General features: G+C 68.5%; 18 protein-coding genes. 9 read left to right on the forward strand and 9 right to left on the reverse strand.

The genetic code is table 11. The features are described 5' to 3' along the window. Positions 1–5: 5 nt before the first annotated feature. On the reverse strand, positions 6–1,265 hold the full coding sequence (locus ACEI37_RS11895; RefSeq protein WP_111521671.1) for a muropeptide transporter: 1,260 nt from the start codon (positions 1,263–1,265) through the stop codon (positions 6–8). A gap of 99 nt (positions 1,266–1,364) precedes the next feature. Between ACEI37_RS11895 and ACEI37_RS11900 the strand changes: the two genes are divergently transcribed. Together ACEI37_RS11900 and ACEI37_RS11905 are read left to right on the forward strand one after the other, a co-directional pair. Next, positions 1,365–2,333, forward strand: a complete 969-nt coding sequence (locus ACEI37_RS11900; protein WP_373379061.1) for a M48 family metallopeptidase — start codon at positions 1,365–1,367, stop codon at positions 2,331–2,333. A 103-nt stretch (positions 2,334–2,436) separates the two neighbouring features. Beyond that, positions 2,437–4,506: a S8 family peptidase gene (locus tag ACEI37_RS11905; protein ID WP_373379062.1), complete on the forward strand. Its 2,070-nt coding sequence runs from the start codon at positions 2,437–2,439 to the stop codon at positions 4,504–4,506. A 69-nt stretch (positions 4,507–4,575) separates the two neighbouring features. On the opposite strand, the gene argC is transcribed toward ACEI37_RS11905, so the two are convergent. Then, entirely contained in the window at positions 4,576–5,523 is a 948-nt protein-coding gene (argC, locus tag ACEI37_RS11910; protein WP_115679169.1) for an N-acetyl-gamma-glutamyl-phosphate reductase, read from the reverse strand. A gap of 171 nt (positions 5,524–5,694) precedes the next feature. On the opposite strand from argC, the gene ACEI37_RS11915 reads away from it, so the two are divergent. After that, positions 5,695–5,991: a type II toxin-antitoxin system MqsR family toxin gene (locus ACEI37_RS11915; protein ID WP_373379063.1), complete on the forward strand. Its 297-nt coding sequence runs from the start codon at positions 5,695–5,697 to the stop codon at positions 5,989–5,991. Between the two features lie 32 nt (positions 5,992–6,023). Continuing rightward, positions 6,024–6,422, forward strand: a complete 399-nt coding sequence (locus tag ACEI37_RS11920) for a type II TA system antitoxin MqsA family protein (protein WP_240073480.1) — start codon at positions 6,024–6,026, stop codon at positions 6,420–6,422. Positions 6,423–6,443: 21 nt separating this feature from the next. Here ACEI37_RS11920 and ACEI37_RS11925 read toward each other — a convergent pair whose 3' ends face one another. Beyond that, positions 6,444–7,220, reverse strand: coding sequence for an exodeoxyribonuclease III (locus tag ACEI37_RS11925; protein ID WP_111521677.1), 777 nt, complete (start codon positions 7,218–7,220; stop codon positions 6,444–6,446). A gap of 27 nt (positions 7,221–7,247) precedes the next feature. Here ACEI37_RS11925 and pyrE point away from each other — a divergent pair, with 27 nt between their 5' ends. Both pyrE and ACEI37_RS11935 read left to right on the forward strand, forming a co-directional pair. Next, complete coding sequence (gene pyrE, locus ACEI37_RS11930; RefSeq protein WP_373379064.1) at positions 7,248–7,943, forward strand: orotate phosphoribosyltransferase; 696 nt, start codon at positions 7,248–7,250, stop codon at positions 7,941–7,943. A 90-nt stretch (positions 7,944–8,033) separates the two neighbouring features. Then, the gene (locus tag ACEI37_RS11935) at positions 8,034–9,341 is read left to right on the forward strand and encodes a patatin-like phospholipase family protein (protein WP_373379066.1); all 1,308 of its coding nucleotides are present in this window, start codon (positions 8,034–8,036) and stop codon (positions 9,339–9,341) included. A 21-nt stretch (positions 9,342–9,362) separates the two neighbouring features. Here ACEI37_RS11935 and ACEI37_RS11940 read toward each other — a convergent pair whose 3' ends face one another. The 4 genes from ACEI37_RS11940 to ACEI37_RS11955 all read right to left on the reverse strand — a co-directional run bounded on the left by ACEI37_RS11940 (position 9,363) and on the right by ACEI37_RS11955 (position 13,005). Then, positions 9,363–10,172, reverse strand: coding sequence for a polyphosphate kinase 2 family protein (locus ACEI37_RS11940; protein WP_373379068.1), 810 nt, complete (start codon positions 10,170–10,172; stop codon positions 9,363–9,365). Positions 10,173–10,267: 95 nt separating this feature from the next. Further along, a complete protein-coding gene (gene dapF, locus ACEI37_RS11945) occupies positions 10,268–11,134 on the reverse strand; it encodes a diaminopimelate epimerase (protein WP_373379069.1) in 867 nt (288 codons plus the stop codon). A gap of 66 nt (positions 11,135–11,200) precedes the next feature. Next, complete coding sequence (locus ACEI37_RS11950) at positions 11,201–12,094, reverse strand: lipid A biosynthesis lauroyl acyltransferase (protein ID WP_373379070.1); 894 nt, start codon at positions 12,092–12,094, stop codon at positions 11,201–11,203. Further along, positions 12,091–13,005, reverse strand: a complete 915-nt coding sequence (locus ACEI37_RS11955; RefSeq protein ID WP_373379071.1) for a lysophospholipid acyltransferase family protein — start codon at positions 13,003–13,005, stop codon at positions 12,091–12,093. Before ACEI37_RS11955 ends, ACEI37_RS11950 begins: the two co-directional genes overlap by 4 nt. 278 nt (positions 13,006–13,283) lie before the next feature. Between ACEI37_RS11955 and metK the strand changes: the two genes are divergently transcribed. Further along, positions 13,284–14,447, forward strand: a complete 1,164-nt coding sequence (metK, locus tag ACEI37_RS11960) for a methionine adenosyltransferase (protein WP_010813318.1) — start codon at positions 13,284–13,286, stop codon at positions 14,445–14,447. 198 nt (positions 14,448–14,645) lie between these two features. Then, positions 14,646–15,587, forward strand: coding sequence for a Kdo hydroxylase family protein (locus tag ACEI37_RS11965; RefSeq protein WP_373379072.1), 942 nt, complete (start codon positions 14,646–14,648; stop codon positions 15,585–15,587). Between the two features lie 13 nt (positions 15,588–15,600). Here ACEI37_RS11965 and ACEI37_RS11970 read toward each other — a convergent pair whose 3' ends face one another. Then, positions 15,601–17,004, reverse strand: a complete 1,404-nt coding sequence (locus ACEI37_RS11970) for a coniferyl aldehyde dehydrogenase (protein ID WP_373379073.1) — start codon at positions 17,002–17,004, stop codon at positions 15,601–15,603. Positions 17,005–17,302: 298 nt separating this feature from the next. Between ACEI37_RS11970 and ACEI37_RS11975 the strand changes: the two genes are divergently transcribed. Next, positions 17,303–18,982 carry a GMC family oxidoreductase gene (locus ACEI37_RS11975; RefSeq protein WP_373379074.1) on the forward strand — a complete coding sequence of 560 codons (1,680 nt, stop codon included), beginning with the start codon at positions 17,303–17,305 and terminating at the stop codon, positions 18,980–18,982. Here the strand turns inward: ACEI37_RS11975 and ACEI37_RS11980 are convergent. After that, positions 18,979–20,640 carry an acyl-CoA dehydrogenase family protein gene (locus ACEI37_RS11980; RefSeq protein WP_373379075.1) on the reverse strand — a complete coding sequence of 554 codons (1,662 nt, stop codon included), beginning with the start codon at positions 20,638–20,640 and terminating at the stop codon, positions 18,979–18,981. The genes ACEI37_RS11975 and ACEI37_RS11980 overlap by 4 nt on opposite strands. Positions 20,641–20,681 lie beyond the last annotated feature (41 nt).

Below are 20,681 nucleotides of genomic sequence, written 5' to 3' on the forward strand. Positions count from 1 at the left end.
GCCGCTCAGGCGACCGCTTCGCGCGCCTGGGCCTCGTAGCGGTGCACGGTGTGGCGCATCGCCCAGAGCAGCATCACGCCGGGCAGTGCCACTACCACGGTGCCGAGATAGAACGGCGCCCAGCCCCAGGCCTCGACCATATAGCCGGATGTGGGGCCCACGTAGACCCGGCCCACTGACGCCAGCGCCGACAACAGCGCGTACTGCGTCGCCGAGAACGAGCGGTTGCACAGCGTCATCAGCAACGCCACGAAGGCCGCCGTGCCCATGCCGCCGCACAGGTTCTCGACCGCGATGGTCGCGCCCATGGTCCACAGGTGCGGCGGGGTCACCGCCAGGATCCAGTAGCCCAGGTTCGACACCGCCTGCAGCACGCCGAACAGCATCAGCGAGCGGTACAGGCCCAGCCGCACCATCAGCGTGCCGCCGAACAGCGCGCCGAGGATGGTCGCGGCCAGCCCCAGGGTCTTGTTGACGATGCCGACCTCGCCCGCCGAAAAGCCCGCGCCGCGGATCAGGAAGGTGGTCGACAGGCTGCCGGCAAAGGCGTCGCCGAGCTTGTACAGCACGATCAGCAGCAGCAGCCACCAGGCCCCCGGGCGCGCGAAGAAATCGCGCAGCGGGCCCACCACCGCTTCTTCCAGCGAACGCGGCGCGCGCGCGGGCACGTCGGGCTCGGGCGCCCACAGCAGCGTCAGGATGCCCACGCCCATCAGCGCCGCCATCAGCAGGTAAGTCTGCTGCCAGCCCAGCACGCGGTCGGCCAGCCACAGCGCGAGGCCGCCCGAGACCAGCATCGCCAGCCGGTAGCCCAGTACCTTGACCGCGGCGCCGGCGCCGCGCTCGGCCGGGCGTAGCACGTCGGTGCTGTAGGCGTCGAAGACGATGTCCTGCGAGGCCGACAGGAACGCCACCAGCGTGGCCAGCGCCGCCAGCATCCACAGCGCCTGCTGCGGCGGGCAGAACGCCATCCCGGCGATGCCCAGCACCAGCCCGACCTGGGTCAGCAGCAGCCAGCCGCGCCGGCGCCCCATCAGCGGCGGCGTGTAGCGGTCCATCAACGGCGCCCACAGGAACTTGAAGATATAGGCCTGGCCGACCAGCGAGAAAAAGCCGATGGTCTTGATATCCAGCCCTTCGACCGTCATCCACGCCTGCAGCGTGCCGGAGGTCAGCGCCAGCGGCAGGCCGGAGGCAAAGCCCAGCATCAGCATGGCGCCGATGCGGCGGTTGCGGAAGATATCGAGATAGGTCTGGAAATTCATGGATGGGGCGGCCGTGTGCCGCCCGCGCGGCTGCGCGGGCGCCGTGTATTATTGCACCACCTGTTTGCCTGCTCTCCGATTGCGCCCAAGGAATCGCCCATGCGTCGCCGCCTCCAAGGTGTTCAGCGTCCCTTCCGACTGCGGCTGGCCCGTGCGCTGGCGCTGGCCGCGGCCGTGCTGCCGCTCGGCTGGAGCGTGCCGGCGCCGGCGCAGCCGCAGGACGGCAGTGCCGCTGGCATCCGGCTGAACCCGGGCGGCTCGGCGGTGCGCAATATCGTGCCGGCCGAGGTGATCGAGCAGCAGGCCGTGCAGGAGTACGAGCAGCTCAAGCAGGAGGCCATCGCCAAGCGCGCCCTGGCGCCCGACAATCACCCGCAGCTGGTGCGCCTGCGCGCCATCGGCAAGCGGCTGCTGCCGCAGACCGCGCGCTGGAATGAGCGCGCGCGCCAATGGCAGTGGGAGATCAACCTGATCGGCTCGAAGCAGGTCAATGCCTTCTGCATGCCGGGCGGCAAGATCGCGGTCTATACCGGGCTGCTCGACCAGCTCAAGCTGACCGACGACGAAGTCGCCATGGTGATGGGGCACGAGATCGCGCACGCGCTGCAGGAGCATGCGCGCGAGCGCGCCGCCAAGTCCGAGATTACCAACCTGGGCGCCAACGTGATCTCGCAGCTGTTCGGCTTCGGCAACCTCGGCAATATGGCGCTGGGCACCGGCGCGCACCTGTTGACGCTGCGCTTTTCCCGCTCGGACGAATCCGAGGCCGACCTGATCGGCATGGATGTGGCTGCGCGCGCCGGCTACGATCCGCGCGCGGCGGTGTCGCTGTGGCAGAAGATGGGCAAGGTCTCGCAGTCCGGCGCCGAGTTCCTGTCGACCCATCCGTCCGGGCGCAGCCGCATCGCCGACCTGGAAAAGCACTTGCCCGAGGTGCTGCCGCTGTACGCGCGCGCGATCCACACCACGGTGGACAAGCTGCCGCCCTACCGCCCCAATATGGCGGGGCTGGGCGCTGCGCCGGTCGATGCCGGCGACGAGGACCGGCAAAAGCCGCTGAAGCGCTGAAGCACGGAACGGCGCCGCGGCCATCCGCGCCGCATTCCGCACAGCGCCTTGATGGCCTGAAGCCGGCGCCAGGGACAATGCGACAACCGCAAGGGGGACCCGCATGAGCCTGAACCGCATGAGCCCGTCGGAACGGCGGGCCGCGTATATGCTGATCTTCGCCGGCTGCGAGGCCGAGCCCGACCGCTTCACCAGCGACCTGCCGGTCAGCTCCGAAGTCTGGCTGCTGTATGCGTCCGGCGAATCGTTCGAGGTGCCGCGCGGCCTGCTGCTGACCCCGCACCACGGCGCCGGCATAGCCGCGCTGCGCGCCGCGGTGCTGCGGCGCCTGCCGGCGCTGGCCGGGCCGGCAGCCGACGAAGCCGGCCCGCGCTTCCTTGCCGCCAATGAATCCCACCTGCTGGCGCAGATCGACTTCTTCGACATGCTGCGCCTGCTGCCGCTTACCGCCTGGTGGCAGCGCGAGGTGCGCGTGCCGATGGCCGACATCAGGTGGACGCCCGCCGCGCGCAGCGCGCTGGCGCTGAGCCTGACCGGCGATGCGCTGGTGCGCTGGCTGGGCGAATCGGTGCTGGCCCATGTCGGCAGCGAGGCGGCGCTGGCGCGCTTCAAGGACATCGGCTACACCGCGGCGCGTACCCGCTTCGGCGGCCTCGCCGCGCCGGCCGGACAGGCGCTGGGGCGGCTGGTCAATGTCGCCGCGCAGTACGTCGCGCTGACGCTGCTGGGCCTGCACGACGACAGTTTCCCGCCCGGAGGCCTGACGCGGCGCGTCACGCAGGCCAGCCGCCAGGTGCTGGAGACGCTGTGGGACTGCCTGCGGGAGGACCATGTGGAGGACGCTGCCAAGCCGGCAGCCGGCATGGCTGCCGGGGACGTCGCCGCTGCCGCCGCCATCTCGCCGCTATGGCGCATCTCCGTCAACCGGCCGGCCGAGCACGCGGTGTTCGCCTCGCGCAAGACCGTCAAGGCCGATGCGGCCATCCGCGTGTTCGATACCGGCGGACAGGGCGTGCGCTGGGCGGTGATCGATTCCGGCATCGACGCGCGCCATCCGGCCTTCTTCGATCCGCTCAAGCTGGACGGGCCGCTGCCGGTGCGCGACGGGCTGATCGCGCCGCGGCTGTCGCGCGTGGTCAGGACGCTGGACTTCACGCGCCTGTCGGCGATTACCAGTGGCCGCTTGCCGCCCATGCCCAAGGGCAAGCGCGGGCCTGGCGAGGCGGAACTAAGGCAGCGGGTCGCCGCGATTGCCGAGGACCTGGCGCATGGGCGCATCATCGACTGGTCGGTGATCGAGCCGCTGCTGGAAATCAGCCACGATGACCCGGCGCAGTATGTGGCTCCCGGCGGCAGCCACGGCACGCATGTGGCGGGCATCATCGGCGCCGGCTGGCCGGCGTCGGCCTACCTGGCGCGGCCGGACCCGATGCCGCTGCCGCCCGAACTGATGGAGGCCGGCGATGTCAGCGGCATCTGCCCGCGCATCGAACTGCTCGACCTGCGCATTTTCGACGCGCAGGGCAGGGGCGACGAGTTCGGCATCCTGGGCGCGCTGCAATACGTACGCTGGCTCAACCAGAGCCGCGACCGGCAATCGGTGCATGGCATCAACCTGAGCGTGGCGCTGCGCCACGACGTGCGCAGCTACGCCTGCGGCAGCACGCCGGTATGCGTCGAGTGCGACCGCCTGGTGGCCAGCGGCGTGATCGTGGTGGCGGCGGCCGGCAACTATGGCTACGACGAGGCCTTTGCCGCCGAACACATGGGCGCCGGCTTCCGCGGTCAGACCATCACCGATCCCGGCAATGCGCGCGCCGTGATCACGGTGGGCGCGACCCATCGCACCGACCCCTACCGCTTCGGCATCTCCTACTTTTCCAGCCACGGTCCCACCGGCGATGGCCGCATCAAGCCCGACCTGGTAGCGCCGGGGGAGAAGATCACCTCGACCGTGCCCGGCGGCACGCTGGCATCGATGGACGGCACCAGCATGGCGGCACCGCATGTGTCGGGGGTCGCGGCGCTGCTGCTGTCGCGCAACAATGAACTGATGGGCCAGCCCGAGACCGTCAAGACCATCCTGTGCGCTGCGGCCACCGACCTGGGGCGCGAGCGCGCCTTCCAGGGGGCCGGGCTGGTCGACGCGCTGCGCGCGCTGCAGCGCGTGTAGCCCGACGCAGCAGCGAGCAACAAAAAAGCCGGCAGTGCCGGCCTTTTTGACGTGCGGGAATGGCAGGCCTCAGGCGCGCAGTCCGCTGGCCTCGTCGGCGCCCACATGCACGTTCATGCATTGCACCGCCGCGCCGGCCGCGCCCTTGCCCAGGTTGTCCAGCCGCGCCACCAGGTTCAGGCGCTCGGCATTGCCGAACACGAACAGGTCGACGCGGTTGGTGTCGTTGTTGGCCTGCACATCGAAGAAACCGCCGTCGAGGTTGTCGGCGCTGTTGTACGGCATCACACGCACGAACTGTTCGCCTTCATAGTGCTGGCGATAGATCTCGACGATCTGCTCGGGGCTGACCTTGCGCGCCAGGCGCTCGGCGAATACCGGCACCGTCACCGCCAGGCCCTTCAGGAAATTGCCGACGATGGGGTTGAAGATCGGCGCCTGCGCCAGGCCGGCCTGCACGCGCATTTCCGGCAGGTGCTTGTGCTCCAGGCCCAGCGCGTAGGGGCGCGGGCTGTTCAGCTTCGGGTTACCGCCGGCTTCGAACTCGGCAATCATCGACTTGCCGCCGCCGCTGTAGCCGGTCAGCGAGAACGCCGACAGCGGGTAGTCGGCCGGCAGCACGCCGGCATCCACCAGCGGGCGCACCGCCAGCACGAAGGCGCTGGCATGGCAGCCCGGCACCGCGATGCGCTTGCTGGCGCGGATCTTGTCGCGCTGGCCGCGCGCCAGCTCGGGCAGGCCGTAGGCCCAGTTGTCGGCAGTGCGAAACGCCGTGCTGGCGTCGATCACGCAGGTGTTCGGGTTGGTCACCAGCGACACCGCCTCGCGCGAGGCCACGTCGGGCAGGCAGAGGAAGGCGACGTCGGCGGCATTCAGGAATCGTGCTCGTTCGGCCGGGTCCTTGCGCTTGTCTTCGGCAATGCGCAGCAGTTCCACGTCGGCACGACCGGAAAGATAGTCAAGCAGCCGGAGACCGGTGGTGCCTTCCTGACCATCGACGAACACTTTGAAAACCATGGCTGACTCGCTCTTTGAAATGCGGGAATGCGAAACCTCTCCTGCCGGGCGCAGGGGCGAACCCGCATTGTAGCGGGGATGGGGGCCTGTCGCAGGGGTTTGTACCAATTGGAGTCCTGCGCTTTGGCACAGTTCGCGGGTTGCGGGATTTAACCCAGTAGGTTAGTTTACATGGAGAAGGGGTCGGCGCATTACAAGCTGCGGGATGTGAAGGCCCTGTTGCTGGCGGGCAAGATGGAAATGACGTATGCCGCGTATTCCCATGCGGCGATGATGGGCCTGTGCAGGAGCGGGGTGCGCGACATCCTGGCCCGCCTCCAGCCAGCGGACTTCTACAAGAGCATGACAACGTACGACGACCATCGGATCTGGCAGGACGTCTACCGGCCCGTCACGCCGCATGGCGCCTTGTATGTGAAGCTCACCGTTGCCAGCGAGGTGTTGGTCGTTTCCTTCAAGCCAAGGTAACAACACCCAGACGAACAGCCGGAGGAGGCAGGATGAAGTGTCCCGAGTGCGGTGGCGCGGAACTGGTGGCGGGAATGCGCGACATGCCCTATACGTACCGCGGTGAGACCACGGTGATCCCGAATGTATCCGGGCAATGGTGCCCCAAGTGCGGCGAGGGCGTGCTGCCCCGTGATAGCGACTGGGTGAGCGAGGCAATGCTTGCCTTCAATCGGCAAGTCAATGCCGCCCTCGTCGATCCGTCCTATATCACCGAAGTCCGCAAGAAGCTTCGCCTGGACCAGCGCGAGGCCGCCGAAATCTTCGGCGGTGGCGTCAATGCGTTCTCGCGGTACGAAACCGGGCGGACCAAGCCGCCACTGGCGCTGGTGAAGCTGCTGCGGCTGCTGGACCGCCACCCGGAGCTGCTGGAAGAAATCCGGGCGGCCTGAATCGGCCTGACCAGCCCGCTGTCAGAGCGGAAAGTTATAGTCGATCGACAGCGGCGCGTGGTCGCTGAACTTCTCGTCCTTGTAGATCGAGCACAGCTGCGCAGTGTCGGCTATCTTCGGCGTGGCGAGGTGGTAGTCGATGCGCCAGCCAACGTTCTTGGCATAGGCCTGGCCGCGGTTGCTCCACCACGTGTACTGGTCCGGACGCGGGTCCAGCTTGCGGAACACGTCGACATAGCCGTGCACGTCGAACAGCTCGCCGATCCAGGCGCGCTCCTCCGGCAGGAAACCTGAATTCTTCAGGTTGCCCTTCCAGTTCTTGATGTCGATTTCCTTGTGCGCGATGTTGACGTCGCCGCACAGCACGATCTCGCGCCCGCTGGCCTTCAGCTGCAGCAGGTGCGGCAGGAATGCCTCCATGAAGCGGAACTTTGCCAGCTGGCGTTCCTCGCCGCTCGAGCCGGACGGCACGTACACCGAAATCACCGCCAGGTGCGGGTACTGCACTTCCACATAGCGGCCCTCGCTGTCGAATTCGGCATTGCCGAAGCCGGTGATGACCCGCTCAGGCTTGTGGCGCGTGTAGAGTCCGACGCCGCTGTAGCCCTTTTTCTCGGCGTAATGGAAAAAGCCGTGGTAGCCGTGTGGCGCCAGAAACGCTTCCGTCATGTCGGCGGCCTGCGCCTTCAGTTCCTGCACACAGACCATGTCTGCGTCCTGCTTGCCCATCCAGTCGAAAAAGCCCTTCTTCGACGCGGAGCGGATGCCGTTGAGGTTGGCGCTGATAATCCGTAACATTCGGGGAAATTTTGAATTCAGAGAGAAATGATGACGCAGCAGAATCCGCCCGCGGCGACAGCCGGTACTGATCTCAGCCAGACCTTTATCCGCTTCGCGCTCGACGCGGGCGTGCTGTCGTTCGGCGAGTTCGTCACCAAGGCCGGCCGCAAGTCGCCGTACTTCTTCAATGCCGGCCTGTTCAACCAGGGCGGCATGCTGGGCCAGGTGGCGCAATTCTATGCGAAAACCCTGCTGGCCTCGGGCGTGCAATTCGACGTGCTGTTCGGGCCGGCGTACAAGGGCATCACGCTGGCATCGGCGACGGCAGTGGCACTGGCCGGCATGGGACGTGATGTCGGCTTCGCGTACAACCGCAAGGAAGCCAAGGACCACGGCGAGGGCGGCACGCTGGTCGGGGCGAAGCTGCAGGGCAGGGTGGTGATCATCGACGACGTGATCTCCGCCGGCACCTCGGTGCGCGAGTCGGTCAACCTGATCCGCGCGGCTGGCGCTGAGCCCGCCGCGGTGCTGATCGCGCTGGACCGCATGGAAAAGAGCGGCACCGCCGAGCAGGTCGGCACCCACTCGGCGGTGCAGGATGTGCAGCGCGAATTCGGCATCCCGGTGATCGCCATCGCCAGCCTGAAGGACCTGCTTGCCTATCTCGATGCCTCGCAGGATCCGGCGCTGGGCGCCTCGCGCGAGGCCGTGGCGGCCTATCGTCAGCGCTACGGCGTCTGAAACCGTTGCAGAGGCCGGGCGCTGGCAGCCAGCGCCCGGGGCGTGGCCGGTAGGCACACGGCTGACTTTCAGACTGGGAGGGAGCGCGGCGTGGCGGCAAAGGAGCGGCAGGAACGGGCAGTGCGGCAGGCGGCAACGCCGTCCCCAACGGCGGAGTCCGCCGCCAACGGCGAGTCGCTGGCCGAGCGCGGCGCGCAGGTGCGGCCGCGCAAGCCGGTGCGCAAGGCGGCCAAGGCGCCCGATCGGCCCGCGCACGAGGCCTATGCCGTGCGCGCGCTGGTGCTGCAGGGCGGCGGCGCGCTGGGCGCCTACCAAGCCGGCGTGTACCAGGGCCTGGCCGACGGCGGCATCTTCCCTAACTGGGTCGCCGGCATTTCGATCGGTGCCTTGAACGCGGCCATCATCGCCGGCAATCCCCCGCAGCGCCGGGTCGAGCAGCTGCGGGCGTTCTGGGAACACATCTGCGCGCAGCCGTGGCTGCCCAGCCTGTCCTACACCTGGTTTGCCGATGAAGCGGCAAGCTGGCCCGAGCCGATGCGGATCTGGTTCGACGGCCTGCACGCGGCGCGCGCCATGCTGGAGGGCCAGCGCGGCTTTTTCCAGCCGCGCAGCTGGCCGGCGCTGATGTCGCGCTACTCGGACCCGACCCATGCCAGCTTCTACGACACCAAGCCGCTGAAGGCCACGCTGGAGCGCTTTGCCGACTTCGACCTGATCAATCATCGTCCCGACCTGATGCGGGTCTCGGTGGGGGCGGTCAATGTGCGCACCGGCAACTTCGCCTATTTCGACAATACCCGCGACAAGCTCTGCGCCGAGCATTTCATGGCCTCGGGCGCGCTGCCCCCGGGCTTTCCGGCGGTGGAGATCGATGGCGAATACTACTGGGACGGCGGGCTGGTCTCGAACACGCCGCTGGCCGAGGTGCTGACCGCGCAGCCGCGGCGCGACGCGCTGATCTTCCAGGTCGACCTGTGGAGCGCGCGCGGCAAGTTGCCGCACGACCTGATCGACGTGGCCGAGCGCCAGAAGGACATCCAGTATTCCAGCCGCACCCGGGCCATCACCGACTATATGCGCGAGCAGCAGAACCTGCGCCGCATGCTCAACGAGGTGATGGCGCTGGTGCCGCAGTCAAAGCGCGACAACGAGTGGTACCGGCGCGCGGCCGAGCAGTCGTGCGATGCGCGACGCAACGTGATCCAGCTGATCTACCGCGACAAGTCGTTCGAGAACCTGGCCAAGGACTACCAGTTCGGCCCGCTGACCATGCACGAGCACTGGACCAGCGGGCTCGAGGATATCCGCCAGACCCTGCGCCATCCGCACTGGCTGGCCATGCCCAGCCGCGAGCAGCCCTTCGTCACGCACGACGTGCATCGCGGCAACGGCGGCTGAGCCCGGCCGGCGCGCGCGGGCTCAGTCGACCTTGATCCTGGCCAGTTCCGGACGCGCGGGTGGATAAGCCGGCTTCAGGTCCGCGAATACCCGGGTCATGATCTCGGCCACCATCAGGTTACGGTGCGTCTTGGAATCGGCCGGCACCACGTACCAGGGGCACTCGGGCGTGCTGGTGGCCATGATGGCGGCCTCGTAGGCGTCCATGTAGGCCTTCCAGTGCTTGCGCTCGGCCAGGTCCTGGGTATCGAACTTCCAGTGTTTCTCCGGGTCCGCCAGCCGTGCCTCGAGCCGCGACTTCTGCTCGTCGCGCGAAATATGCAGGAAGCACTTGACGATGGTGGTGCCGGTCTCGGTCAGCATCGACTCGAATTCGCGGATCTGGCGGTAGCGCCGTTCGCATTCGGCGCCGTCTATCCATTGGTGCACGCGGGTGATCAGCACGTCTTCGTAGTGGCTGCGGTTGAACACCACGATCTCGCCCGACTTCGGCACCTGCAGGTGGATACGCCACAGGAAATCGCGCGCCAGCTCCTCGGGTGACGGCGCCTTGAAGCCCACCACGCGGATGCCCAGCGGATCGAAGCTGCGGAACACGCCGCGCACGGTGCCGTCCTTGCCGCTGGTGTCCATGCCCTGCAGCACCACCAGCAGCTTGCGGCGGTGCTCGGCATAGAAGATGTCCTGCTGCGCGTCGAGCGCGTTGCTCAGCTCGATGATGCGGGCCAGGTCTTCCTCTTTCTTGCCGCATGACAGCGGCTTGCTGCCCGGGTCGAAGTCGGCAAGGCGGAATCGCTTGCCCGAGGTGATGCGGAAATCGTCCAGCGGCATGGGCGCTCCATTCGCGATGATCTGCGGGATCAGGGAATCGGGCGCCCCGGTGACTGCGCTGCAGGGGAGTGAAAAGGGGCGCGCAGCCCCTATGGTCAGGCCGGCAGGGCCGCCAGGTCAATGCTGCCTTCGAACACAGTGGTGGCCGGGCCGGTCATGCGCACCGGTTCGGCGCCGCCGTCCCAGGCAATGGTCAGCTCGCCGCCATGGGTGTGGACCCGCACCGGCGAATCCAGCAGGCCGCGCCGGATGCCGGCCACCACCGCCGCGCAGGCGCCGGTGCCGCAGGCCAGGGTCTCGCCGGCGCCGCGCTCGTAGACGCGCAGGCGGATGGCGTGGCGGTCTTCGACCTGCATGAAGCCGGCGTTGACGCGGTTGGGGAAGGCCGGGTGGTGCTCGATCACCGGGCCGTCCTGCAGCACCGGGAAGTTTTCGACATCGTCCACCACCTGCACCGCGTGCGGGTTGCCCATCGACACCGCCGAGATCCATTCGGTGCGGCCGTTGACCTCGAGACCGTACAGCGTGTCGGCGCCCTCGGCATGGGTGGGCAGGCCCTGCGCGCGGAACGGCACGCGCGCCGGTTCCAGCTCGGGCGCGCCCATGTCGACCGTGACCTGGCCATCGTCCTGCAGCGTCAGCGTGATCACGCCGTTCATCACCTCGACGCGCACCGAACGCTTGTCGGTCATGCCCTGCTCGGTGACAAAGCGCACGAAGCAGCGCGCGCCATTGCCGCAGTGCTCGACCTCGCTGCCATCGGCATTGACGATGCGGTAGCGGAAATCGACGTCCGGGCGCGTCGGCTTCTCGACGATCAGGATCTGGTCCGCGCCCACGCCGAAATGCCGGCTGGCCAGCGCGCGCCACTGGGCCGGGGTCAGGTCGATCTGCTGGTGGATGCCGTCGAGCACGACAAAGTCGTTGCCGGCGCCATGCATCTTGGTGAACTTGAGTTTCATGGTGGGGATTGTAGCGGCGCGGCGCCGGACCTGCCGGGGCGCTCAGCGCAGTAGCGTCAGTTGCGCTCAGTAGATCTCGGGCTCGCCCGGCAGGCGGTGCTTGAAGCGCTTGTGCACCCAATAGTACTCAGGTACGCGCGGGCGGATGCAGTCCTCGAAAAAGGCATTCATGCGGCGCGTGTCGTCGGTCACGCTCGCGCCCGGGTAGTCGTCCCAGGCGGGCAGCACGCGCAGCACGTAGCCCTGGTAGTCGGGCAGCATCTCGGTGTAGATCGGCACCACCCTGGCGCCGGTCAGGCGCGCCAGCCGCGATACCGAGGTCAGCGTCAGCGCCTGCACGCCGAAGAACGGCACGAATTCCGAATCGCGCTCGCCGAAGTCCATGTCGGCGATCAGCTGCAGCGCCTCGCCCTTCTTCAGGCAGCGCAGGATGTCGCGCGCGCTGTCGTTGCGCGAGATCATGTTGGCGCCGAAGCGCCCGCGTGCCGCCTTGAGGAAGCCGTCGAACAGCGCGTTCTTCTGCTTCGTATAGAGCGATGCTCCGGAGCGGCCGACATGCTCGCGCAGGTGGATGGTGAGCCGGATCGCGCCGGCTTCCACGCCCGCCAGGTGCAGCGTCACCAGGATGTGCGGCGTGCCGTCGAGCGCAACCAGGCCGGCCTGGTCGTCGATCTGTACCCAGCGGCGCATCTGCGCCTCGCTGCCGGTCCAGAAGATGCCGCGCTCGGCGAAGCTGCGGAACAGGATGCGGAAGCTCTGGCGCGACAGCGCGTCGATCTCGGCCTCGGTCCGGTCCGGGAAGCACAGGCGCAGGTTGGCCTGCACCACCCGGCGCCGCTCGCTGGGGATGCGGTACAGCAGGCTGCCCAGCGCCTCGCCGAAGCGCGCGACGAAGGGATAGGGCAGTTTGCCCAGCACGGTCAGCAGGCCGATGCCGAGCCACGTGAACACACGGCTCATGAAGTCGATCGATCAGTCGCCGGCTCGGAATCCGTGCCCTCGGTAGCCGGCGTGTCCGGGGTGCCAGGGGTGCCCGCTCCGGCGGGTTGCTTGTAGCGGTTGTAGCCCCACAGGTATTGCGTCGGGCACAGGCCCACGAGATCTTCGATGGTGCGGTTGATGACCGCGGCGGCGGCGGCGGGATCGTCCGGCAGCATGCCGCCGTCCTCGATCACGCGCAGATGGCCGCGGTAGCCGGCGCCGCGCGGCAGCCGCTCGGCGAAGATCGCGACCACCGGCGCGCCGGTCAGTTGCTGCAGCCGGTGCACCAGCGCCATGGTGTAGGCGGGCTTGCCGAAGAACGGCGCCCAGTTGCCTTCGCCGCCGCTGGGCACCTGGTCGGGCAGGATACCCACCGCCTGGCCGCGCTTGAGCGCTTTCACCAGCATGCGCACGCCGCGCGGCGTCGCCGGCGCCATGTGCATGCCGGGGCGGGTGCGCATCTTCTCGATCCAGTCGCGCAGCCACGGCTGGTGCGGCGGCTTGAACAGCGCGGTCACCGGGCGATGCAGGGCGTGGGATTGCGGCAGCACCTCGAAGCAGCCCAAGTGCGGAGTCAGGATGATGATGCCGTTGCCGCGCGCCTGCAGCTTAGCCAGTTCGGGCCAAAGGTGGTCGTCGAAGCCGTACAGCTTCGCGCCGATCCGCGAGCGGCTCCAGAAGTAGGGCATCTCGATGATCATGCGCCCGGCCGAACGGGCGGCCTCGTCGATCATCGCGTCGGTGGCGTCGGGGAAGGCGAGACGGAAGTTCTCCCGCAGGCGCTGGCCATAGCGGCCCGGCAGTCGTGCGATCAGCAGGCCCAGCGCGCCGCCCGCGGCCTGCAGCAGCCGCAGCGGAAAACGGGAGATCAGCCAGAATAAAAAAGTCATCAGGCGCGCAAAAAGGGTCCAGGCAAGTCCGCCGCCGGGTCTGTGCCGGGATCAGACGGGCAGGCAGGCGTTGGTCCGGCATGCCGGCAAGGTGTCGTACCGCACGCCTGTGGCGCTGCAACGACGCCTGCAGGCGCGTATAATAGCGTGTATCGCCGAGTTAACTGACAACTTGCGGGGCGATGCGGCTCTAACCGGGCTGCCTGAAATACCGCTAAAGCGTCGCCGCCATGAACCGAACAGGCTGGCACGCAATAGCCAACCTGGAGAATAAGTTCGTGGCAAACGACTTCCTTTTTACTTCGGAATCCGTCTCCGAAGGCCATCCCGACAAGGTCGCCGACCAGATTTCCGACGCCGTCCTGGACGCCATCCTGGCGCAGGACAAGTATGCGCGTGTGGCAGCTGAGACGCTTTGCAACACCGGTCTGGTGGTGCTGGCCGGGGAAATCACCACGACCGCCAACGTCGACTACATCCAGATCGCGCGCGACACCATCAAGCGCATCGGGTACGACAACACCGATTACGGCATCGACTACAAGGGCTGCGCGGTACTGGTGGCCTATGACAAGCAGTCGCCCGACATCGCCCAGGGCGTCGACCGTGCCTCGGACGACTACCTGAACCAGGGCGCCGGCGACCAGGGCCTGATGTTCGGCTACGCCTGCGACGAGACCCCGGAACTGATGCCGTTCCCGATCTACTACGCGCACCGCCTGGTCGAGCGCCAGTCGCTGCTGCGCCGCGACGGCCGCCTGCCGTGGCTGCGCCCGGACGCCAAGTCGCAGGTCACGGTGCGCTATGTCGACGGCAAGCCGCACAGCGTGGACACCGTGGTGCTGTCGACCCAGCATTCGCCCGACATCACCCAGGCGCAGATCCGCGAGGCCGTGATCGAGGAGATCATCAAGCCGGTGCTGCCGGCCGAGATGCTCAAGGAAACCAAGTACCTGGTCAACCCGACCGGGCGCTTCGTGATCGGCGGGCCGCAGGGCGACTGCGGCCTGACCGGGCGCAAGATCATCGTCGACACCTACGGCGGCGCCTCGCCGCACGGCGGCGGCGCGTTCTCGGGCAAGGATCCGTCCAAGGTCGACCGTTCGGCGGCCTACGCGGCGCGCTACGTGGCCAAGAACGTGGTGGCCTCGGGCCTGGCGCGGCAGTGCCAGGTGCAGGTCAGCTACGCCATCGGCGTGGCGCGGCCGATCAACGTGACGGTCTACACCGAAGGCACCGGCAAGATTCCGGACGCCAAGATCGCGGAGCTGGTGCAGGAGCATTTCGACCTGCGCCCGAAGGGCATCGTGCAGATGCTGGATCTGCTGCGCCCTATCTATGAGAAGACTGCGGCCTATGGCCACTTCGGCCGCGAAGAGCCGGAATTCTCGTGGGAAGCCACCGACAAGGCGGCTGCGCTGCGCGCCGCGGCTGGCCTGTAAGCGCCGCGTCCGCGTCAGCTCCTGACGGCAAGCCCCGCCGGCCCGCAAGGGCCCGCGGGGTTTTTTGCGCGGGTTTGATCCTGGTCCAGCTGCCGCGTGACGCCGACGCCACGGCCGGCGCACGGAGTAAAATTCCGCCACGCCCTGCCGCCGCCACGGCGGCCACTCCAACACGGGTAACCGTTCCCAGAGGATGCCATGTCCGAAGCGCCTGTCCTTGCCCCGTCGCCCGCCGCCCGGCCGTCTGCTGCCGGCCAGCTCGACCTGATCCGTCCGCAGCCCTATACGGAGTGGGCGCCCGAGGTCACCCCCGAAGCGCGCGCCACGCTGCGTCGCGAACTGGAGCAAGGCGCGGTACTTTACTTCCCCAACCTGAAGTTCCAGTTCCAGCCGGGCGAAGAGCGCTTCCTCGACAGCCGCTATTCCGACGGCAAGTCCAAGAACATCAACCTGCGCGCCGACGACACCGCGGTGCGCGGCGCGCAGGGCAGTCCGCAGGACCTGGCCGACCTGTACACGCTGATCCGCCGCTACGCCGACAGCAGCGAGTCGCTGATCCGCACGCTGTTCCCCGAATACATCCCGCACATGACCCGCGCCGGCACCTCGCTGCGGCCCAGCGAGATCGCCGGGCGCCCGGTCAGCTGGCGCAAGGACGACACCCGCCTGCACGTCGATTCATTCCCGTCCAACCCGATGCTGGGCAAGCGCTTGTTGCGCGTGTTCCACAATATCGACCCGGCCGCGCCGCGCGTGTGGCGGGTGGGCGAGCCGTTCGGCGACTTTGCGCGGAAGTTCGTGCCGAAAACCCACGGCATGTGGCCGGGACAGGCGGCGCTGATGAAGCTGCTGCATATCACCAAGCGCCGCCGCTCGGAATACGACCATCGCATGCTGCAGCTGCATGACCTGGCCAAGGCCGACCTGGACTACCAGGCCAACGTGCCGCAGCAGGAATTCCACTTCCCGCCGGGTTCGACCTGGATCGTCTTCAGCGACCAGCTTCTGCATGCCGCCATGCGCGGGCGCGCGATGATGGAGCAGACCATCTACCTGGCGCCGCAGGCGATTTCGGACCACACCCATTCGCCCGAGGCGGTGCTGTCGCGCATGCTCGGGCGGCCGATGCTGGCGTCGTGAGCGACGCCCGCGCTCAGCGCAGCAGCAGGCGCAGCATGGTGTCGAAGGTCTTGCCGTAAGGCGGCTTGAGCAGGCCGGCGCCGTTCAGGCTGGCCTGGTGGAACACCGGCTTCACCTTCGAAAAGGTATCGAAGCCCGCCTGCCCATGGTACGCACCCATGCCGCTGGCGCCGACGCCGCCGAACGGCAGGCCGTCCTGGGCGATATGGAACAGGGTGTCGTTGACGGTAACGCCGCCGGCGACGGTCTGCTGCATCACATGGGCGATGGCGCCGCGGTCGCGCTCGAACACGTATAGCGCCAGCGGCCGCGGGCGCGCGTTGATGTAGTCCACCGCCTCGTCCAGGGTACGGTAGGTCACCACCGGCAGCACCGGTCCGAAGATTTCCTCGCGCATCGCGGTCACGCGGTCGGGCACGTCCAGCAGCAGCACCGGCGGCAGCCGCCGCGCCTGCGCATCCGGCTGCGCCTCCGATAGCGGCACCACGGTCGCACCTTGCGCGGCGGCCTCATCGACCAGCCCTGTCAGCCGTGCGAAATGCCGCGGGCTGATGATGCTGGTGTAGTCCGGGTTGCGCGCCAGGTCGGGATAGAGCCGGCCCACGCAGCGGCGCGCCGCCTCCACCAGTCGACCGCGCAGGTCCTCCGGCACCAGCACATAGTCCGGCGCGATGCAGGTCTGCCCCGCGTTCATCAGCTTGCCCACCAGGATGCGCTCGACCGCGCGCTCCAGGTCGGCGCCGGCGCCGACAATGGCCGGCGACTTGCCGCCCAGCTCCAGCGTCACCGGGGTCAGGTTGGCGGCCGCCGCGCGCATCACATGGTGGCCGACCGCGGTCGAGCCTGTGAACAGCAGGTGGTCGAACGGCAGCGCGGTGAAGGCGCTGGCCACTTCCGCATCGCCGTTGATCACCATGATCTCGTCCGGGGCGAAGTGCTGCGGCACCAGTTGCGCGAACAATGCCGCGAAACGCGGCGTGTATTCCGACAGCTTGACCATGGCGCGGTTGCCTGCCGCCAGCGCGCCGGCGAGCGGGCCGACGGTCAGGTACAGCGGATAGTTCCAGGGCACCACGATGCCCACCACGCCGAGCGGCTGCGGCACCAGGCGCGAGCGTCCCGGGCGGAACCAGAACCCGGTAGGCGCGCGCCGCACGCGCATCCAGCGCTTGCCGTGGCGCAGCGCATCGTCGATGCCGGCCAGGCTGGGGAACACCTCCAGCAGCGCGGTTTCCTGGCGCGGGCGATTGGTGAAGTCTGCGTGGATCGCGGCGGCAATTTCGGCCTGGTTTTCGGTCACCAGGCGCCGCAGGCGCTGCAGGCGGTCGGCACGCACGGTCCACGCGGGCAGCTGGTCGCGCCGCGAGGCGGCATGCATCGCACCGAAGACGGACGACAGGTCGGGAACTTCTCGCATGGCTGCGCTCCAGGATTTCCGCGCACATTCGCGCACCATCGCGCAAGATAAGGCAGCGCGCCGGCCAAGACAATGGAAGCTTGCTACCAGCAAGCCGATTCAAACGCCCGTCCGGCGCGCTCGCGCGCCTCTCCGTCAAGCCCGTGCCTTTGATTGTCGCCGCCCGCTCCGGCCTTGAGCCGGCGCAGCCAGCGCCTACACTGAATCTCACGGCTTGCCATCCGCTGGACGGACAGGGCGCGCGCCGGCGCGGCCCGGCTCACGCATGCGCGCCGCCTGCGGACTCGCGGGGAGACAGATGGAAACCACCTATGACTACGTCATCGTCGGCGCGGGCTCGGCGGGCTGTGCGCTGGCGGGGCGCCTGGCCGACAGCGGCGACGACACCATTGCGCTGATCGAGGCCGGGCACCACGACCACCATGTGCTGGTGCGCACACCCGCCGGGCTGGCGGCGATGCTGCCGCGCGCGGGGGCGCGCAACTACGGCTTCCACACCGTGCCGCAGCCGGGCCTGAACGGCCGCCGCGGCTACCAGCCGCGCGGGCGCGGGCTAGGCGGCTGCTCGTCGATCAACGCCATGATCTACACCCGCGGCCGGCCCGCCGACTATGATGCCTGGGCCGACGCGGGTTGCGATGGCTGGTCCTGGGACGACGTGCTGCCGTACTTTCGGCGCGCCGAATGCAACGAGCGCCTGGCTGGCAGCGACGACGATCCGCTGCACGGCGGCAACGGCCCGCTGCATGTCAGCGACCTGCGCACGCCCAACCCGTTCGCCGAGCGCTTCATCGAAGCCGCGCAGCAGGCCGGCTATCCGCGCAACGACGATTTCAACGGCGAAGAGCAGGAGGGCATCGGCTGGTACCAGGTCACGCAGCACGCGGGCGAGCGCTGGAATGCCGCGCGCGCCTACCTGCACGGCGGCAATGCGCGCGACCGTGCCTGCAACGGCGGCCGGGCGCGGCTGCGCGTGCTGACCGACACGCAGGCCCTGCGCATCGTCTTCGAAGGCCGCCACGCCGCCGGGGTACTGGTGCAGCGTGACGGCCGCCAGCAGCTGCTGCGCGCGCGTCGCGACGTGATCGTGTGCGCGGGCACGTTCGGCTCGCCGCAGCTGCTGATGGTTTCGGGGGTCGGACCCGCCGCGCACCTGCGCGAGCATGGTATCGACGTGGTGCATGACCTGCCCGGCGTGGGGGCCAACCTGCAGGACCATCTCGACGTGGTGCTGCACAAGCGCACCGCCGTGCCCGAGCTGTTCGGGGTGTCGTTCGGTGGCGTCGCCAGGCTGCTGTCCGAAATGCTGCGCTACCGGCGCGAGCGCGCCGGCATGATGTCGAGCAACTTCGCCGAGGCCGGCGGCTTTCTGCGCAGCCACCCGGCGCTGCCCGAGCCCGATCTGCAGTTGCATTTCGTGGTCGGCCTGGCCGACGACCATATGCGCAGGCTGAATCTCGGCCATGGCTATTCCTGCCACGTCTGCCTGCTGCGCCCGCGCAGCCGCGGCGAGGTCCGGCTCGCCGCACCCGATATACGGCGCGCGCCGCTGATCGATCCGAAGTACCTCAGCGACACGCGCGACCTCGACGACATGGTGGCCGGCGTGCGCATCGTGCGCAGCATCCTGGCGCAGCCGCAGCTGGCCTGCTTCGGCGGGCGCGAGCTCTACACGGCCGGCCTGCGCGCGGATGGCAGCGACGATGCCGCCGTGCGCGAGCTGATCCGCGCGCGCGCCGACACCATCTACCACCCGGTCGGCACCTGCCGCATGGGCATGGATGCGATGGCGGTGGTGGACCCGCAGCTGCGCGTGCGCGGTGTGGAAGGGCTGCGCGTGGTCGATGCCTCGGTGATGCCCACGCTGATCGGCGGCAACACCAATGCGCCCGCGATCATGATCGGCGAGCGCGCGCACGACCTGATCCGCTATGCGCCGCGCGTGATGCTGCGGGTGCTGGAATCGATGGAGGCCTAGCCCTCGAAGCCGCGCGACGCCACCCGCCAGAGCGTGCCGGCATCCGCGTCCAGCGTGCCGAACACGCGCCCGTGCTGGCGCCCGAGCCGGCTGGCGACGAACAGTTCCGCGTTCTCGCGGTCGGCATGCGCCAGCATCAGTGCCGCCTGCGCAGTCAGCACCAGGCCTTGGGCAAAGCGGCGCGCACTGGCTTCGAGCTGGTCGGCGTTCTCGCGCAGCATGGCCTGCAGCGAGGCCAGTTCGGCGCGCACCGCGGGGTGGCCGCCGGCGCGGCGCGACAGGTCCTGCAGCAGCCGCGCGCCATCGTCCGGATTGCGCTGGAGTGCGCGCAGCACATCCAGGCACATGATGTTGCCCGAGCCTTCCCAGATCGAATTGACCGGCGCCTCGCGGTACAGCCGCGCCATCGGCCCCTCTTCGACATAGCCGTTGCCGCCCCAGACTTCCATCGCTTCGCCGGTGGCCTCCAGCGTGCGCTTGCAGATCCAGAATTTCGCCGCGGGCGTGACCACGCGCTTCCATGCCGCAGCCAACGGATCGCCTTCGGCGTGCTCGAAGGCGTGGCCAAGCTCCATCATCAGCAGCGTGGCGGCCTCGGATTCCAGCGCCAGGTCCGCCAGCACGTTGCGCATCAGCGGCTGGTCGCACAGCAGGCGGCCAAAGGCGTTGCGGTGGCGCGTATGGTGCAGCGCCTGCACGTAGGCCGCGCGCAGGATCGCGGCGCTGCCGATCACGCAGTCCAGCCGCGTACTGGTGGCCATCTCGATGATGGTGGGGATGCCGCGGCCTTCCTCGCCGATCAGGATGCCGGTGGCGTCGCGGAACTCGACTTCGCTGCTGGCATTGGAGCGGTTGCCGAGCTTGTCCTTGAGCCGCTGGATCTGCACCGCGTTGCGGCTGCCGTCGTCGCGAAAGCGCGGCACGAAGAAGCACGACAGCGGGCCGTCTTCGGCGCCCATGCGCGCGACCACAAGATGCGCATCGCACATCGGCGCGGAGAAGAACCACTTGTGTCCGGTCAGCGCGTATTCTGCGCCGCGGCCTTCACCACGCACCGGGCGCGCCACCGTGGTGTTGGCGCGCACGTCGGAGCCGCCTTGCTTCTCGGTCATGCCCATGCCGATCATGATCGCGGTCTTGTCGCGCCAGGGCAGGTCGCGCGCATCATGTTCGGCCGCATAGAGGCGCGGTTCCAGCTCGGCAAACAGCGCGGCTTCCTTGCGCAGCACCGGGATGCTGGCAAAGGTCATGGTGGGCGGGCACAGCGAGCCCGATTCCACCTGCGCCTGCAGGAAGTACCCTGCCGTGCGCGCCGCCCAGGCGCCCGCGCGCGGCTGCGCGAACGGCAGGGCCTGCAGTTGCTGGCCGCGCAGCAGCCCCAGCAGTGCGTGCCAGCCGGGGTGGAACTCGACCGTGTCGATGCGCTCGCCGATGCGGCTGTGGGTGTGGAGCTCGGGCGCATGGCGGTTGGCATCGGCTGCCCATTGCTGCACTTCCGGCTCGCCCAGCCGCGCGCCGAACTGCCGCAGCGCATCGGCGTGCCAGCCGCCGCCCAGGCGTTCCAGCGCGGCCCGCACCATGGGATCGCTGTCGAACAGGTTGTAGTGCGCGAGATCCGGCACCTGGTTGAAGACGCGGTGCGTGGCGGCGTCGGTCATGGTGTCTCCTGGTTCGGGGCTGGCCGTTTGCTTGCATGGTA

The sequence above is a fragment of the Cupriavidus nantongensis genome (assembly GCF_041726985.1).
Classification (GTDB): domain Bacteria; phylum Pseudomonadota; class Gammaproteobacteria; order Burkholderiales; family Burkholderiaceae; genus Cupriavidus; species Cupriavidus nantongensis_A.